12 protein-coding genes are annotated in these 16,026 nt (G+C 49.4%); 3 read left to right on the top strand and 9 right to left on the bottom strand.

All coding sequences use genetic code 11. From position 1 onward, the window contains the following. The first annotated feature begins 168 nt into the window (after positions 1-168). On the top strand, positions 169-1,188 hold the full coding sequence (locus BUB16_RS02825) for a DnaJ C-terminal domain-containing protein (RefSeq protein ID WP_073059308.1): 1,020 nt from the start codon (positions 169-171) through the stop codon (positions 1,186-1,188). A 169-nt stretch (positions 1,189-1,357) separates the two neighbouring features. On the opposite strand, the gene BUB16_RS02820 is transcribed toward BUB16_RS02825, so the two are convergent. Then, a complete protein-coding gene (locus BUB16_RS02820) occupies positions 1,358-1,717 on the bottom strand; it encodes a DUF2784 domain-containing protein (protein ID WP_084087986.1) in 360 nt (119 codons plus the stop codon). A 230-nt stretch (positions 1,718-1,947) separates the two neighbouring features. Between BUB16_RS02820 and BUB16_RS02815 the strand changes: the two genes are divergently transcribed. After that, positions 1,948-2,724: a S1/P1 nuclease gene (locus BUB16_RS02815; RefSeq protein ID WP_073059306.1), complete on the top strand. Its 777-nt coding sequence runs from the start codon at positions 1,948-1,950 to the stop codon at positions 2,722-2,724. A gap of 234 nt (positions 2,725-2,958) precedes the next feature. Here the strand turns inward: BUB16_RS02815 and BUB16_RS02810 are convergent, their stop codons facing one another. Then, the gene (locus BUB16_RS02810) at positions 2,959-3,495 is read right to left on the bottom strand and encodes a macro domain-containing protein (protein ID WP_073059305.1); all 537 of its coding nucleotides are present in this window, start codon (positions 3,493-3,495) and stop codon (positions 2,959-2,961) included. 550 nt (positions 3,496-4,045) lie between these two features. Here BUB16_RS02810 and clpB point away from each other — a divergent pair. Next, entirely contained in the window at positions 4,046-6,679 is a 2,634-nt protein-coding gene (clpB, locus tag BUB16_RS02805; RefSeq protein ID WP_073059304.1) for an ATP-dependent chaperone ClpB, read from the top strand. Between the two features lie 235 nt (positions 6,680-6,914). On the opposite strand, the gene alr is transcribed toward clpB, so the two are convergent. The 7 genes from alr to BUB16_RS02770 form a co-directional block, all read right to left on the bottom strand. Further along, a complete protein-coding gene (gene alr, locus BUB16_RS02800; protein WP_073059303.1) occupies positions 6,915-8,072 on the bottom strand; it encodes an alanine racemase in 1,158 nt (385 codons plus the stop codon). A gap of 15 nt (positions 8,073-8,087) precedes the next feature. Next, positions 8,088-10,076, bottom strand: a complete 1,989-nt coding sequence (locus BUB16_RS02795) for a hypothetical protein (RefSeq protein ID WP_073059302.1) — start codon at positions 10,074-10,076, stop codon at positions 8,088-8,090. A 37-nt stretch (positions 10,077-10,113) separates the two neighbouring features. Next, complete coding sequence (locus BUB16_RS02790; RefSeq protein ID WP_073059301.1) at positions 10,114-11,328, bottom strand: ATP-grasp domain-containing protein; 1,215 nt, start codon at positions 11,326-11,328, stop codon at positions 10,114-10,116. Between the two features lie 224 nt (positions 11,329-11,552). Further along, the gene (locus BUB16_RS02785) at positions 11,553-12,494 is read right to left on the bottom strand and encodes an ABC transporter permease (RefSeq protein WP_073059300.1); all 942 of its coding nucleotides are present in this window, start codon (positions 12,492-12,494) and stop codon (positions 11,553-11,555) included. Next, positions 12,491-13,438, bottom strand: a complete 948-nt coding sequence (locus BUB16_RS02780; RefSeq protein WP_073059299.1) for an ABC transporter ATP-binding protein — start codon at positions 13,436-13,438, stop codon at positions 12,491-12,493. The genes BUB16_RS02785 and BUB16_RS02780 overlap by 4 nt, the downstream gene beginning before the upstream one ends. 2 nt (positions 13,439-13,440) lie before the next feature. Continuing rightward, positions 13,441-14,622 (bottom strand): COG1470 family protein, encoded by a 1,182-nt coding sequence (locus tag BUB16_RS02775; RefSeq protein WP_073059298.1) that lies wholly within the window; start codon positions 14,620-14,622, stop codon positions 13,441-13,443. A 212-nt stretch (positions 14,623-14,834) separates the two neighbouring features. Next, the gene (locus BUB16_RS02770) at positions 14,835-15,938 is read right to left on the bottom strand and encodes an aminopeptidase (protein ID WP_073059297.1); all 1,104 of its coding nucleotides are present in this window, start codon (positions 15,936-15,938) and stop codon (positions 14,835-14,837) included. Positions 15,939-16,026 lie beyond the last annotated feature (88 nt).

Raw genomic sequence — 16,026 nt, 5'->3', positions numbered from 1 at the left:
TTGATAGATAAGGTGAAATTATGACACCGTATGGACCGTAGGTATTGTTTTTGCATATTTATTATTTGAAAGGCGAATGAATGTGCGATTAATGGTTGTCTATTTGTTACTTTAATGATATCCGATATTCGTTAAGTAACTGATATTTAACGAGTTACAACAAACGAAATGGAATACAAAAACTATTACGACATACTGGGTGTTTCCAAGAACGCTTCGCAGGATGAGATAAAAAAAGCCTACAGGAAGAAGGCGGCCAAATATCATCCGGACAAAAATCCCGATGATGCCTCCGCCGAAGACAAGTTCAAGGAGGTCGGGGAGGCCTATGAAGTACTGAGTGATCCCGAAAAGCGTGATCTCTATGACAAAGTGGGCAAAGACTGGAAAAAGTACCAGCGGGCCGGCGGCAATGGCGGGGGCGGCTTCGACTGGTCGCAGTATGCCCGGCAGCAACAGCAGCAGGGGCGGGGCTTCGGCGGTGGAAGACGGCAATCATACCGGGTGAACATGGATGACTTTTTTGACGGGGAAACCTCCTCCGGGGGAGGAAGTCCCTTTTCCAGCTTTTTTGAGACCCTGTTCGGAGGCGGCGGAAATCCGTTCGGGCAAACCCAGGCCCGGGGACAACAGCAACGAACCGCCCACTCGTCCCGCCGCCGGCAAAAGCAAAAGACATCCAGAGATATCAAGGCGGAGGTCACTATTTCACTGCAAGAAGCCTATGAGGGGACCTCCCGAACCGTTCGGGTGGGCGGTGAAAAAATGAAAGTTAAGATACCGGCGGGCATCAGCGACGGACAGCGACTCAAGCTTAAAGGAAAAGGAGCTTCCCAACGCCGCGGCGCTGCGCGCGGGGACCTGTACCTCACGGTTCGAATAACCATGCCGGAGGGCTATGAGCGAAAAGGTGACAACCTGTATATCGACCATGCGGTGGATTTGTACACGGCCGTGCTCGGGGGAGAGACGATCGTACAGACCCTGGGCGGAAAAGCAAAAATCAAGATCCCGGCCGGCAGCTCGGGCGGCAAGCAGTTTCGCCTGAATGGAATGGGCATGCCCAAGTTTAAATCTCCTTCCAAAAAAGGAGACCTGTTGGTCCGACTGCAAATCCAGGTGCCCGAGAAATTATCGGCGGAAGAGAAAGAACTGTTTGAACAATTATCCGGAAAACAGTCAGCGTAGCCGACAGTCTCCCGGACGTAGCAGATCGTGTGAAAAGCGAGGCAAGGATTTGGGCCCTTTTTTGGAATCTTTTGAGTCGACCCGGCGGATCTGTTTAACGAAAAAAATGGGCTGAAAGATAGCCCCATTCGACCCCCTCGCAGTAGATTTTGTTACCTGCCCCCGGCTCCTATTTCCTGACGTTGACAGCAATAGAAACGGCCAGGGCCATGAAAAAACAGACCGCCGTGCCGGTATCTACCAAGGCAGCACTGAAATCCAGGCCCGTCAGCTCCCGTATCAGGAACTTGATGTAGGAGTCAGGCATATCGGAATAACCCAGCTCCCGCTGCACCAGCCAGTGCCAGTGGGTACTGGGACAGTATCCGAATCCATACCAAATTCCCAGTATGAACCATGAAAAAGCGGTAGCTGTCAGCGTCAAAAGATTCCACCGACGCGTGCGCTTCCAGATCCATCCGAAAAGGTTGAACAGTATCAGTGCCGTATGGAAGACGATAAAAGCTATATTTAAAAATTCATACATCATATATCCAAAAAAATAGTGCGGTCGTTATATTAAGAAAGTTTAAATCTATTTTTTTAGCCTTTCAATCCATATTTTCTGGTCGCCCGGGCTTGCTTACTGCAAGGCGCTCAGGGAAGACCCTCACGACTGACTCACAGGCGAGTCCCGGTGCCTTCTCCATAATCTTTTGTGAACTGTTTTGGTAAGGGTTCTGACCTGAGCATTAAAACTACCGAATAATCTCTGTTTATATGAAACACATCCTTGTTCTCCTTACGCTTCTGTTTACGTTTTCTGCCACCCATCTCGAAGATAACAGGTGGGGAAAGACCGGCCATCGCATCACCGGCGATATTGCCGCGGATTATTTGAACGAAGAGGCCCAAACGGCCGTGAAGAACATCCTTGGCTTCGAATCCATGGCTATCGCCAGCACCTGGATGGATAAGATACGATCGGATTCCCGCTACGATTACACTCATGACTGGCATTGGGTGACCATTCCCGATGGAAAGAGATATGAAGCAACCGAAAAAAATCCCAATGGCGATCTGATAAACGCCCTGCACTCGATTATTGAGGAGCTGAAAGGAGGCTACCTGTCGGATAAAGAAGAAGCGGAAAAGTTAAAAATGCTCATTCACCTGGTCGGCGACCTCCATCAGCCGATGCATATCGGAACGGGCGAGGACCGCGGCGGAAATGATACCCGCGTCGAGTGGTTTTATGAGCCGTCGAATCTCCATCGCGTGTGGGACTCCGAAATGATCGACGAGACGAAATTAAGCTACTCGGAATTCTCGGAGGCGATCAATCACCCCACCAAAGAACAGCTCTCCAAGTGGCAGCAGGGCAAGGTGCTGGATTGGGCTCATGAGACGATGGAGCTGCGGGAAAAGGTTTATGAACTGCCCGACGACCGGCAGCTCGGCTACCGCTACCAGTACGTCCATCGTCCGACGATCGACCGGCAATTGCTAAAAGCAGGCGTCCGGCTGGCCTACCTGCTCAACCGGATTTACGGGTAGTTTATCAAACGCCCTGTCTATGCAGCATGACAACAGAAACCGCTGCTCATTTAACTCGGATCATCACCAAGGCCATTCCCGATCTCCCGCTAGAATGTAACGGAGCGACAGGGATGGTTGGCAGGTCTTTAATTATATCGTATGGCTATGATCCATGCCTTCTGCGAGGGACAGAACATTTTTTCCTTATACATATAATTTAATTTTATGTACAGCATCAACCGGGGACAACCGTCAGCTGAAAACCTCATCCATCACGTCTTGATGGATCCTCATCGCGTCTTCTCCCCACAGCACAAAGCGTAGGAGTTTCACCGACTGTAGCTGGGGAATTTCGTTTTGGATCGTTGTAAAAGCCACATGTGCGGCATCCCGGGGCGGATAGCCAAATGCGCCGGTGGAGATGGCGGGAAAAGCGATGCGCTCTATGCCGTGATCCTCCGCAACCTTTAGGGCATTCTTATAACAAAATCCGAGCAATTTATCCTCCGGTTTATCCCGACCGTAGACCGGACCCAGGCAATGGATGATATATTCATTGGGCAGCTGGTGTCCCCCCGAAATCACGGCCTCTCCCGGCTTTATCGGGGCCATGGAACACGTCTCTTCCGAGAGTTCAGGTCCCGCCGCCCGGTGAATAGCCCCGGCTACTCCGCCCCCCGTTCGGAGCTGGGCATTGGCCGCATTGACCACCGCATCCATATCCGGTTGATTGGCGATATCCCCGCGCCTGAGTTCCAGTTGTACCTCATCCACTCGTATTTCTTTCATAACGTATCTCTCTTTTTTTCTAATTCCAATGGAATTAGTATAAACGCGTTGTGCGGCTGACTTTTAAACAACCTGTCAGCATCTGTAGAACCTGAAAGCGTTGAGACGTTAACAGGAACCAGCATTCGTTGGCACACTGTCAGGTCTTTTGTTATTTTTATTTCTAACCTCTCAACGGTTAGTATAACAAAAAAACAGGTTGAATAATTCTTATTATATTCCTTACCAAAAGTAAGAGATACAAAATCATTCAGTATGCCAAAAGAAAAAACTGGTGGGCATCCGGCTCTCTTCGTTCTCCTTACTGAAGTAATACTTTGATGCCCTTGCTTATCGCCATTCTTTATTTTACTGAAGAAAAGGCACTACTGTGACATCCTTTTGGGCACCTGTCCTGCCCTTTTGATGCATTCCGAATTCCACAATGTCAAATTGGAAAATTTCGGTTCTACAGCCTGTAAAATCGGCAGTTTACCGGTTTCGGTACGATATTGGCACCAATTATTAACAGAAAACAAAAACAGAATGATGATCTTAATCTTCAACCATTATGAATTTAGACAAATTCACGCTCAAAGCCCAGAAAGCCGTCCAGGCAGCGGTTGATGTAGCCTCCGGCAACAACCACCAGGCGGTAGCCCCGACCCATATTCTTATGGCACTGCTTACCGACACCGATAATGTGGTCCATACCATCCTCAATAAAGTGGGGGTGCGAGCGCCACAGCTGAAATCGGAGCTGGAGAAACGTATCGACAAGCTTCCGGTTGTCAAGGGCGCTTCCGTCTCCGGACAGTATCTTGCAAATGATTCCAAGGAATTGTTTGACCAGGCCCAGTCGTCGGCCAATGAAATGGGAGACGAGTATATCAGCTCGGAGCATATTCTGATCGGAATGCTCAAAACCCAAAGCGAAGCGGGACGGCTTCTGAAGCAGCACGGCGTAACCAGGGACAATGTCCTGCAGGTCATGCAGGATGTCCGCGGCTCGCAAAAAGTCGACGATCCCAATGCGGAAAGTCGCTATAACGCCCTTAAAAAATATGCCCGCGATCTCAATGAAGAGGCCGAAAAGAATAAGCTGGATCCGGTTATCGGGCGCGACCAGGAGATCCGGCGCGTCATGCAGATTCTCTCCCGGCGTACCAAGAATAACCCGGTATTAATCGGAGAGGCCGGAGTAGGAAAAACGGCCATTGCAGAAGGAATGGCCTTGCGTATCAACCGCGGGGATGTGCCTGAAAGCCTAAAATCCAAGCGCATTGTAGCTCTTGATATGGGGGCCCTGATGGCGGGAACAAAGTTCCGGGGCGAGTTTGAGGAACGCCTGAAAGCGGTGGTCAATGAAGTGCAGGATTCAGAGGGAGAAATTATTCTATTTATCGATGAAATCCATACGCTTGTTGGAGCCGGTGCTTCGGAAGGCTCCATGGATGCCGCCAACATCCTCAAGCCCTCGCTGGCCCGCGGAGAACTCCACGCTATCGGGGCCACAACCCTCGATGAGTACCGCAAGTATATCGAAAAGGACCGCGCCCTTGAGCGCCGTATGCAGAAAGTGCTGATCAATGAACCCAGCGTGGAAGATACGGTTTCAATTTTACGCGGGCTTCAGGAACGCTATGAGCTCCATCACGGGGTGAAAATCCGGGATGAAGCCCTGGTGGCTGCTGCGGAACTGTCGCACCGGTACATCAGCGAACGGTTTCTGCCCGACAAGGCGATCGACCTGATTGACGAGGCCGCTTCCCGCCTGCGGCTGGAGATTGACTCCATGCCGGAAGAACTGGACCAGGTAGAGCGGCAAATACGTCAGCTGGAAATCGAGCGCGAGGGCCTGAAACGGGAACAAAACGAGGAAAAAATTGAAAATATTGAAAAAGAACTGGCCGACCTGGAAGAAAAGCGGTCGACCATGCGCAACCAGTGGGATACCGAACGGGACCTGATCAAGAAAACACGCGACCTCAAGCAGGCGATAGAAACCTCCCGCAACGAGGCCGAAAAGGCCGAGCGCGAAGGAAAGTATGAAAAGGTGGCCGAGCTGCGATACGGCACCATCAACCAGCTGGAAAAAGATCTCGAAGAAACCAAAGAACAGCTGGAGGAAGTGCAGGAAGGCCGCGCCATGCTCAAAGAGGAGGTCGAGTACGAAGATATCGCCGATATTGTATCGCGGTGGACCGGCATCCCGGTGCGCAAGATGCTGCAGAGCGAGCGGGAGAAACTGGTTCATTTGGAAGAAGAGCTGCATAAACGGGTAGTGGGACAGGATCCCGCCGTTGAAACCGTTTCCAATGCCGTGCGGCGTTCGCGCGCCGGCCTGCAGGATGCCCAGCGTCCCATCGGGTCGTTCTTCTTCCTGGGATCAACAGGGGTCGGTAAAACCGAGCTTGCCCGTTCGCTGGCCGACTTCCTCTTTAACGACGAAGACGCAATGGTCCGTATTGACATGAGTGAGTACATGGAGCGACACAGCGTAAGCCGACTGGTGGGGGCTCCTCCGGGCTATGTAGGATATGACGAAGGGGGACAGCTTACCGAAGCTGTGCGACGCAAGCCGTACTCGGTCATTCTGCTGGATGAGATCGAAAAGGCGCATGCCGATGTATTCAACATGCTCCTGCAGGTGCTGGACGAAGGACGCCTTACGGACAACAAAGGGGTAACGGTGGATTTCACCAATACCATTATCATCATGACCAGCAACATCGGTTCGCACCTTATCTCCGATAAAATCGAAGAGACCGGCGGGGAGTTCACGGATGACGTGTATAACAAGCTGCAGGATCAGCTGATGGAGCAGCTCAGGAAGCAAATTCGTCCGGAGTTCCTCAACCGCGTGGATGATGTCATCGTATTCCACCCGCTGGAGAAAGAGCATATCCGGGACATTGTGGATATCCAGCTTCGACGGGTACACAAGATGCTCGACAAGAAAGATATCAAGCTGTCAATCTCAGACAACGTCAAGGACTGGCTGGCCGAACGCGGCTACGATCCCGTCTACGGGGCGCGACCGCTCAAGCGGCTGATACAGACCCAGATTATCGATAAGCTTGCTACCGAACTGATTAAACGCGAGGAGGACAAGCGGGTTGAATTTGAAGCGACCCTCGGCAAAGAAGGAGAAACCATCGAGTTTGCCGAGGTCTTCAATGACGCCGAAGCCTGGGCGGGCTAATAACGATAAAAACACAGGAGAATAGCAGTAGAAGCCCTTCTATTTCTAATGAAGGGCTTCTTTTAGTTAATTCATCCTTCCATCTCTTGCTCAACTACCAGGACATACCCATTGCAATTGCCACCATATTCCTTACCGGGAAGCCATATCCGGTTCATCATCTAAAGCTGTACCTGCCTGAGCTTTCATTGTTGAGATTCGTCTGCATGTGAAGGAGTTTCATGAACTCCCCGTATTATGGTACTACCTGCCGGTTTATGGCTGCAGGCAAGCGGCTTATAAATTCATTATTTATAGCATCGGCAACTTCAGTGAAGGATTTAATAGTAATGGCATTTTTTTCCTGGTGTCCAACCATTACGACTTCATCCCGGATCTGCACGTTTTCGATATCCGTCACATCTACCATAAAAACATTCATATTGACAGCTCCCACAATAGGAGCTTGCTTTCCGCGGATGAGTACATGTCCCCGGTTCGAGAGGCTGCGGGTATAACCATTTCCATATCCCACCGGGATCACCGCTATCTGCATATCACGAGATGCACAGTAGGCTGTCCCATACCCGATAAACTCGCCCTTCGCTACTTCCTTGAGATGCATAATATCGGTCTTCCAGCTTAATACCTGTTGAAGAGGGTTATCAGACACCTTGTTTTCCTCCAGCAGGTGCAGGTTGTAGATGTCAGGACTGGGCCACAGTCCGTACTGCGCCGTACCTATTCTAACTAAATCCATAACGGTTTCCGGAAAAGCAAGAGCTGCCGCTGAACAGGCCGTATGCTGCATTTTTGGGTTAATACCCGATGATTTGATACAATCGACCATTTCCCCAAACTGCTTTCGCTGCTGCTGGATACGAGGCTGATTGGAAAGTGATTCTATTCCCGCGTAATGGGTGCAAACTCCTTCCAGTATAAGTTGGTCTGCATGCTTTTTAATCTGTTTGATCACCGCATCCAACTGCCCCGTTTCCAAACCGGTACGATTGCCCCCGGTCTCCAACTCCAGATGAATACGAGCTTTCTTATCTATTTTTTCAGCTACTTCTATCACACGTTTTAACCGGTTGTAATCATAGACGAAAAACTCAACCTGCTGCTCAATAACCCAAGACAGATCCTCAGGATACAATATCCCCATGATCATAACATCTGCATCGGTCGTGCGGGCTTCCAACACTTCCTCCGCTTCATAGCTTGATGCTACCGCAAAATGGCGAATGCCACACTTTTCGGCCATAGGGACAAACTCTGGTATACCGTGTCCATAGGCATTGGCCTTTACCACGGAAGATATAATCGCATCCTCGCCGGTTTTTCTACGGATAAAATCAAGGTTGTTTTGCAGCGCTGACTGACTTAATTCAATTCGGGATGAATGACGTTGCATAACAGATAAATTTATTTAACCCAGTTGACCAGACCACGTATAGGAATGGCCCCAACTGCTGCGTGCCATGTCAATAATTCGGTTTACTTCGTTATCCGGAACAATCTGTGGATCAACCAGATCAGCCTTAAGATAATGGAACGCATATATCCGCGAGGCAAATTGATAAAAGGGAAGAGAGGATTCCCCATACCGCTCACCTTTCCCGACCACGGTAGGTTCCAGTCCTGGTCCCCATGTCTGCCGACCTTCGTTATTGGGATTTAGAAAATAAACACGCACCTCTCCCGCATGTTCGGCGACGCGGAGAATAGAAACTGCATGAAACCCCAAAAGCTTACCGCTTGATGAGGTGATAAAGATTCCTACCGGATTTGGATAGGCAAGGTCGTGGCCACCGTTATAGGATGGGTGATGGGTAGCATAAAACGTTCGAATAAACTCCTCGTAGTTGGTAATAGCATCAGTCGTTACATTATAGGCCGACAGAAATCCATTCGGGATCCAGTGCCCGTACATTGCAGGATTCACCCACTTGTGACCATCCTCGGGACGAAGTGCACAGCGTCTCATCATTTCATTATACAGGCGGTCCAGGTGGGGTACCAGTACAATGGAAACCATATCCAAATGGTAATCCAGCTCCTTGGCCAGCCCCTCCAGCAATTCAGAAGAATTCAATTCGGTTCCTTCGAAACGCATGGAGAGATTATTCTCAGTGGCAGCGGAAATAATCATATTTAGCAGCTTCCCTGGAGCATGACTGCTCCATAAACTAATCCCCCGGGCTGACTGACAGGTAGGATTCCATCCCTGTCCGACGCCAAGCGGCTGGCCCAGCACACTTAGGGTATCGGCCGTAAGTAGTGCTTCCGGTGCCGGATTATCCGACTTAAGGGCAAGGGTTGACTGAAGGATCTTTTCGCTGACGGAAGGATCCATCTTCAAATCCAGAAGTCGCTTTAATCCGGTTTCCACCGGTTGGTGTGACAACAGGTTCCTTTCCAAAAGTCGACCCAGCCCATAAATACAACGATGGGTAGCCGGGTTTATAACACGGGTGATCAGCTCCTTAACAAATGCTTTATGTTTCATTAGCTCTGCCTTTCCGGATTGATTCAAAGCAAGAGCCTGGTGGATTCGTATCGGTTGCTCTACAATCTTGTTAAGTAAAACACTACTCCAAGGACTGGTTAGACCGGTTGAACTCATTGACTGCCCCATTTGAAGGCATTCTGACTTAAGCTGTTCATCATCGGCCTGATCGAGATATTCACCGTAGGCTTCCGGTGATAACTCCGGGTTATCATGCAAATAAAAGGTAGGGCTGTACAGGCAGTCCACGTATTCACGAAGACTGTGATCTGTGGTCAATTCTGAATTGAGGTTTAGCTCTTCTTTGACAAACTGAAGAATACGCTGTGCGCGATCGGTTACAATCGGGCGCTGGGCACAGATCATTTCTACTTCTTCCAGAAGATTTTCCTTTATTCCTTCCAGTGGAATTTCCTCTACCAGCAGTTCAAACAACTGCCTGATCTTTCTCCACTGTTCTTCCGATGTCTTGCGGGCTTCTTCCGTACTCTCCGGGAAAAGAAATTCCAAATTATTGGCCAACACTTTCTGCAGAAAGCCTCCTGCTTCAGCAGCAGTGATATCTTCATCTTCGATACGGCCATTGGCAATGGCAAGAAGACGCAACTCACTCAATATCTCAAAGTCTGCTGCTTCGCCTCCTGCCTTTAATGTGCCCCCTACCAGGGTGGGTACCAGCGAATGGGGGTCCTCCCAGGCGGATCCCTGAAAAATATGAACATCATGAAGCTCTTCAATACGACTATGAAGAAACTGAAGACCTTTCGGGCTCTCCAACAAGCGATGAACGGCACTCATAAGCCGGGGTTTATACTGTTCTATACCAAATGATTTCGCTTCTCTCAGATTTTCAAGTGCCTTATCAAATTGAACAATAATCTTTTTAGGAGCGTCAACAGATATCGCCATTAAATAGGGATCAAACTTAAATTCATATTGCTATTGTTTATACGTAAAAATCAACCTCCCGGTAATGACGCAATAATTCCTGCATTCGTTTAGGTTCTTCACCCTTAAAAAAGATAGTGCCATAATGGTTCCCGAATCCTTCGCGGTCGCTCACTTTATGCGGACTTGGCGGATAAAGCGTATGCTCTTCAAAGTACGAGTCTTCTTCCAGCTCCTTCGGAACTTCCAGCTTGGTAATATGGCCTCGTTTTGGATACACCATCAGACTGCCGTGATAGACATCAGTTGTTGTATCGTTGGGGAAAAATTCGTCCAGTTCCTCCGAAGTTGTACCGGGATCGCTGCTTAGAATAAGAGCCTGAATGGCATCAAATCCATACGATTTGCTTACCAGTTCCAGAATATGCCCCCCCGGTATGCGACAGGCTACCTCCCCAAAGCTCAACTCATCATTTTCCGTGAGAAACCATTCCGGATGAATCATTCCGTATTCTATACCAAACGAATCTACCAACTTTTGCATCGCCTTTTTGATTGCCGGGCGTTTTTCCTGCAATTCTGGTCCCGCCGGTACAAAATTGGAGTATCCGAGGCGAACATATTCAGTAATATTCAGAAATTTAATCTCGCCTTCATGGACAAAAGCTTCGCAGGAAAATTCCTTCCCGGGCAGATGACTCTCCACCAGACAGGGAAAATCCTTATCAACAACTTTATCCTGTATATCACTACGGGAGCGCAGCAGCTTATGACCCACGGTCCCGGCTGCTGCAAAAGGCTTCAGATGTATCCATGCATCCTCTTCCCCCTCCAGCTGAAGATTTGCTTCATTGAGACGGTCCATAAATTGATGGATTTGCGAGGTATTGTAAACTTCATCAAATAAACCGACACGCAAACCGGCCAAAAGCGCCTTCCGCTTCATCATCGCTTTATTTCGGAACAGGTAAGACCGGTTCATTAGCCTGGGATCATCCCGTAGAATCGAATTTAATGCTCCGGCCCACTCTACCGTTTCCTCAAAAAGAGGCACTGCATAGCCCACATCAAAGGCTTTTAGTTTTTCAGCAAGCTGCAGAGAGTTTTGTGTTTCATCCCAGTGATTAAAATCCCAGCTTACAAAAGGAATGTCATGTTCGTTGGCATAATTTTCAAAATCGGAAAAACTGACAACGACATAAGGTTTGTCCAGTTTTTCTACGCTTTCAATGGCAGGGAGACTCCATCCAAGCAGGGCAACACAATTTGACATAAGCAATAATTTGATTTGATTTAAATATCCCGCGATCAGGTAATAGAACTAATTTTATGTACTTATCGTTTATGCCCTTTCATTAAGCAATGCCGAAAATTTCTGCCTCTGATAGACAGGCAAAAGCTATAATCAGGTTTCTGGGGATTAAAACTTACTACTGGATGATAAGAGTACAACCCTATGTGTTTACGACAAGCCGCCACTCCCCAACGCTACGCCCTTCACGCCCTGATCTCCTGATTCATGAACAACATATAGGAGATACCGAAACAGATTAATGTACCCGCCACCAAAGCAGTGATATTCGGCCAGACCAGGAGCATACTTTGTCCCAGCGGCAAAGTCGAAGGAATCGTACCGGATACCTGTTCGAAACTCAATCCCCCGAGGCTCCTGATGGAGGGGGTAAGCAGGATGGTCGTCAGTTCGTTAAACAAAAATTCCGGCGATATCCTGGACAGCATCACCGTAAGAGTCCGGGCCGCATAATTGCTATAGGTGGTGGCACCGACCAGAAAATTGACCAGCATCGAATAAAAAACGCTGAAAAAAAGCCAGATGGCCAGCGTACAGAGTGCGGAGGTTGATGACTGGCGAAACACAATGGAAAAGGTGATGCCAAGATTTAGCCAGAAAGCTACGTATACGCAGGTAAAAACCAGGAATGCGATAATGCGCAGCAGTTCTTCGGCGGCAGGCGGGAGACCGACATACAGGATACCCAGACCCAGCACCAGAAAACCCAGGGCAAAAATGAGGGCGAAGATTACGATCAGAGCCCCCACGAACTTGCTGTTGATAAAATAATCCCTGGGAATAGGTTGGGAGATAACCCGGCTCAAGGTCCCTTTGTCCCGCTCCGCGTTCACGGCATCAAATCCCAGGGCGATCCCGACCAGCGGTCCCAGGAAGCCGATAAGCGTTATAAACGGGGGCAGGTTATTGATCGATTCCGTAAATATCTTTAAATAGAGAAACGTAGTGTCCGCACTGAGCTGGGCCGGGTTATCCTGAATAACCGATAAGATCGTGTATATGGATCCGCTGGTCGTCAACACAATCAGGGCGACGAGGATTACAAACCGCCAGCTCCTGACGTGATCCGAAATTTCCTTTTGAACCATCACCCAGAACGGTCTCACGGTATCGCTATCCACGGTCATTGTTTTACTCCACCTCCTTCGAAATAATATTGATAGATTTCATCCAGTCCATATTCTTTATACGAAAGCCGGTATAAATCCCCGCCGTTGCGCACAATCGTTTGCGAAATCAGGGGGGCCGCCTCCCGCTTTCCCCTTATCCTGATGGTCTCTCCATCCCTTTCAACGGTTCGTATCGATTCCGTTTGCTTCAATTCTCTGATCAAGCTATCGGTCACGGGATCAACTTCCGCCGTAATGGAGGCCTCCCGGTCGCCAAACAGCTCATCGGCCAGCTCGTGGATATCCCCCTCCGCCAGCAGCTGTCCCTCTACCAGTATGCCTACCCGGTCACATATCTTCTGGACCTGGTGCAACAGGTGGGAGCACAAGAGCACGGTAATCCCCTGTTCTTTGCTCCAGCTCCTGATCATGTCCAAAAACTCATTAATGCCCTTGGGATCGATGCCGATGGTGGGCTCGTCAAGCACGATGATTTCCGGCTCCGTAATAAGCACATCAGCCAGTCCCAGCCGCTGGATCATTCCCTTGGAATACGTCTTTGTTTTCTGGTCTCCGACCGCTCCCAGGCCCACAATATCCAGCAATTCTTTTGCGGATTCGATTGCTTCCTCCCGTGGAACCCGGTTTAACATCGCCGTATAAACCAGGCTTTCCAGTCCCGTACTACTTCCGGAAAATCCCACCTCGTCGGGCAGGTAGCTGGTGACGGTTTTTACCCTGATCGGTTCCGAGGTCGCATTGTAACCTTTGACCGTAACTCTGCCCGCTGTCGGTTCCGTAAGTCCCAGCAGCGTCAGGATAACGGTCGTTTTTCCAGCTCCGTTGGGACCAAGCAGCCCATAGATCTCTCCCTTTTCAATCTCCAGGTCCAGGTGATCCACGGCCCTGGTATCCCGGTAATCCTTTACCAGATTTTCAATCCTGATGATGGGATCGCTCATGGCTATCTCCTCCCGTACTTTTTAAACAGGTAAGCAATTCCGCCGGATACCAGCAGGATGATAAAAATTCCCGCTGATCCCCAGGCAATGGATTTGCTGACGGTTACCCGGAAGGTGGCCTCCGACGAAGCCTCCGGGGTGCTGGCGTCCATCTGCAGCCGGTAATCACCGGCTATGGCTTTGCTGCTGGCGGCTATGGTCGCATCCACCGTGGTGGTCTCTCCCGGGTCCAGCCGGGTTACCTCGTCGTTCTCAAAATTGACCTTCCACTCAGCAGGAGTCGATGCATCCAGCGAGATATCCCGCAGCGGGACCGTGCCGCTGTTTTCCAGCAACAGTTCGATCGTTTGCTCACCCCCGGCCGTCACCTCCGTGCTCAGCCGGCTGGAGGGAGTTGTCAAATTCAGATCATATTTCCCTTTTATAACCGCTTCCAGCGTATCCCGGGCCGAAGTGCTGCCGGAAGTGGCCCGGATGACAACCTCACTCGTATCGGCCTCTGTCTGCTCAGGTGGGGTTACCTGCACCGATATATTCTCGCTCTCGTTGGTGCCGATGCTAACAGAGGTGGCGTAGTTGCCTCCCACCCGAAAGCGGACATCCCAGCCCGGCGGTGCTGCGGAAGAGAGGGCATAGTTCTGCTCCCGGGCAGTCTGATTATTCAGCGTGAAATTATAATTAAAATCGGAATCTGCGTATCCCTCCATATTGGCCTGATCGATCTGCATTTCGGTCCGGAACACCCCCTGCTCGGTAACCTGAATGCTCAGGGGCAGCAGGTATTCCATACCGCTGTCTGTTTCGGCAAATAATTCGAAGGTGTAATATCCTTTACTGATTTTTAGTGGAACATTCAGCTTGAGGTCAACCTCTTTGGCATTCTCCGATTCAACCCCCTTTGGTTTTACCGCGATCTTTTGGATGCTGTTGGTTCCGGCCGTCAGGGAGGGTGCCCAACTGTTGGGGACACCCCGTAGCGAAAGATTTACATTTTGTATCCCTTCTGTTTGATTGATGACTTCAATATTGTAGGTCACCGTTTTGCCCGGCGTTACAGACTGACTCGTATAGGCCGTATACAGCAGAATACCCTGATCGGGGGGAGCGGCAAGAATCAGCAACGGGGACAGGCAAAAGGTGAGCGATAAGACGAGTTTTCTAAATACAGAAGCTTTTTTTTCCATATCTAAAACAGATCTTCTTATTATTTAATAAGTAAATATGTTCCCAACTTTAACTATATAAATACGAACATCTGAACTATTTATTATGTGAGGCCTTGAAATCCAAATTCCCTGGTGGACAGTCCGGGCTACATACCGTTTTTGGGCAATCAAAAATAGAGAGTATGACAACCCCTTAAAAGAAAGGAGTTATCATTATTACAATGTATTGCCTACTGCATCAGATTTTCCGGATTCAGTCCCTTTAAATCATCTGTGATAAAGGTGCGGCCCTCTCTCACTTTTTCGCCATCCAGATACACATCGGCGCCGATACAAACCAGGTCCCAGTGAATGTTGCTTTCATTGCCGTTTGGGGCTATCTCATAGTCGTTGCCAAGCGTCAGGTGATTGGAGCCGTAGATTTTTTCGTCAAACAGAATATCATGCATCGGCTCTTCAATTACGGGATTGAGTCCGAAGCTGAACTCGCCGAACTGGCGAGCACCGGCATCGGTATCCAGAATCTCCTCAAGAGCCTCATTATTGGATGAGTCGAAATCGACCACAACCCCGTCGCGCACGTCCAGCTTTACAAAATCAAAAGGCTTGCCCTGGTACACCGAGGGAGCATAGCTGATATAACCGTTTACGGAGGATCGTATGGGCGAGGAAAAAAGCTCTCCGTCAGGGATATTGCGCTTGCCGAAGCAGGGAATCCAGGTCTGATCTTCGACCGAAAAATCGATGTCGGTCCCCTCTCCCTTCAATCGAATGTGTTCCGTTTGTTCCAGCCGGTCCTGCAGCGGTTTCATGGCCCCGGCCAGCTCCTCGTAGTCCAGCAGGCACGCTTTGTAATAGAAATCCCGAAATCTCTGCGTCGGCATCCGGGCGTTCATGGCAAAAGCTTCCGAGGGATAGCGGAGCACCACCCAGCTGGTATTATTCACGCGCTCCTTGAAGTGGACCGGATCGACAAAATAATCGGCATACGCTTTATTTGCTTCCCTGCTGACATCCGCCTGCTCGTAAATATTCAGTGAGGCGCGAATACCCACAAAGGCATCCATCTTCTTCATTAAGGGAAGCTGGTCTGCCTCCGCCTGGTTTTTCCAAAAATTCTTGTCGCCGGTTTCAGAAAGGATACGACGAATCTCAGTATCTTCTATCCGGATAAACGGGTTTGCGTTCATGGCGCGGGCCTCTTCTACGAGGGCCCGCAAGAGGCCGATTCCATTGAGTCCCACCAGCTGAAGCATCACATTTTGTCCCTCTTCCAGCTCACAGCTGAAGGTTAATATTTTTTGAGCTAACTGCTTGTCTTTTCTGTTATACATATTTGCAATTATGGGGATTAGCAATTCGTTTTTTCCATTTCACAAAATAACAAGCTATTCCACAAAATCCACCACAGATTAGCGAGAA

It is taken from the genome of Fodinibius roseus (assembly GCF_900129315.1).
GTDB lineage: Bacteria > Bacteroidota > Rhodothermia > Balneolales > Balneolaceae > Fodinibius > Fodinibius roseus.
Note: the sequence above shows the minus strand (reverse complement) of the source record. Positions and strands in the feature narration are given on the sequence as shown.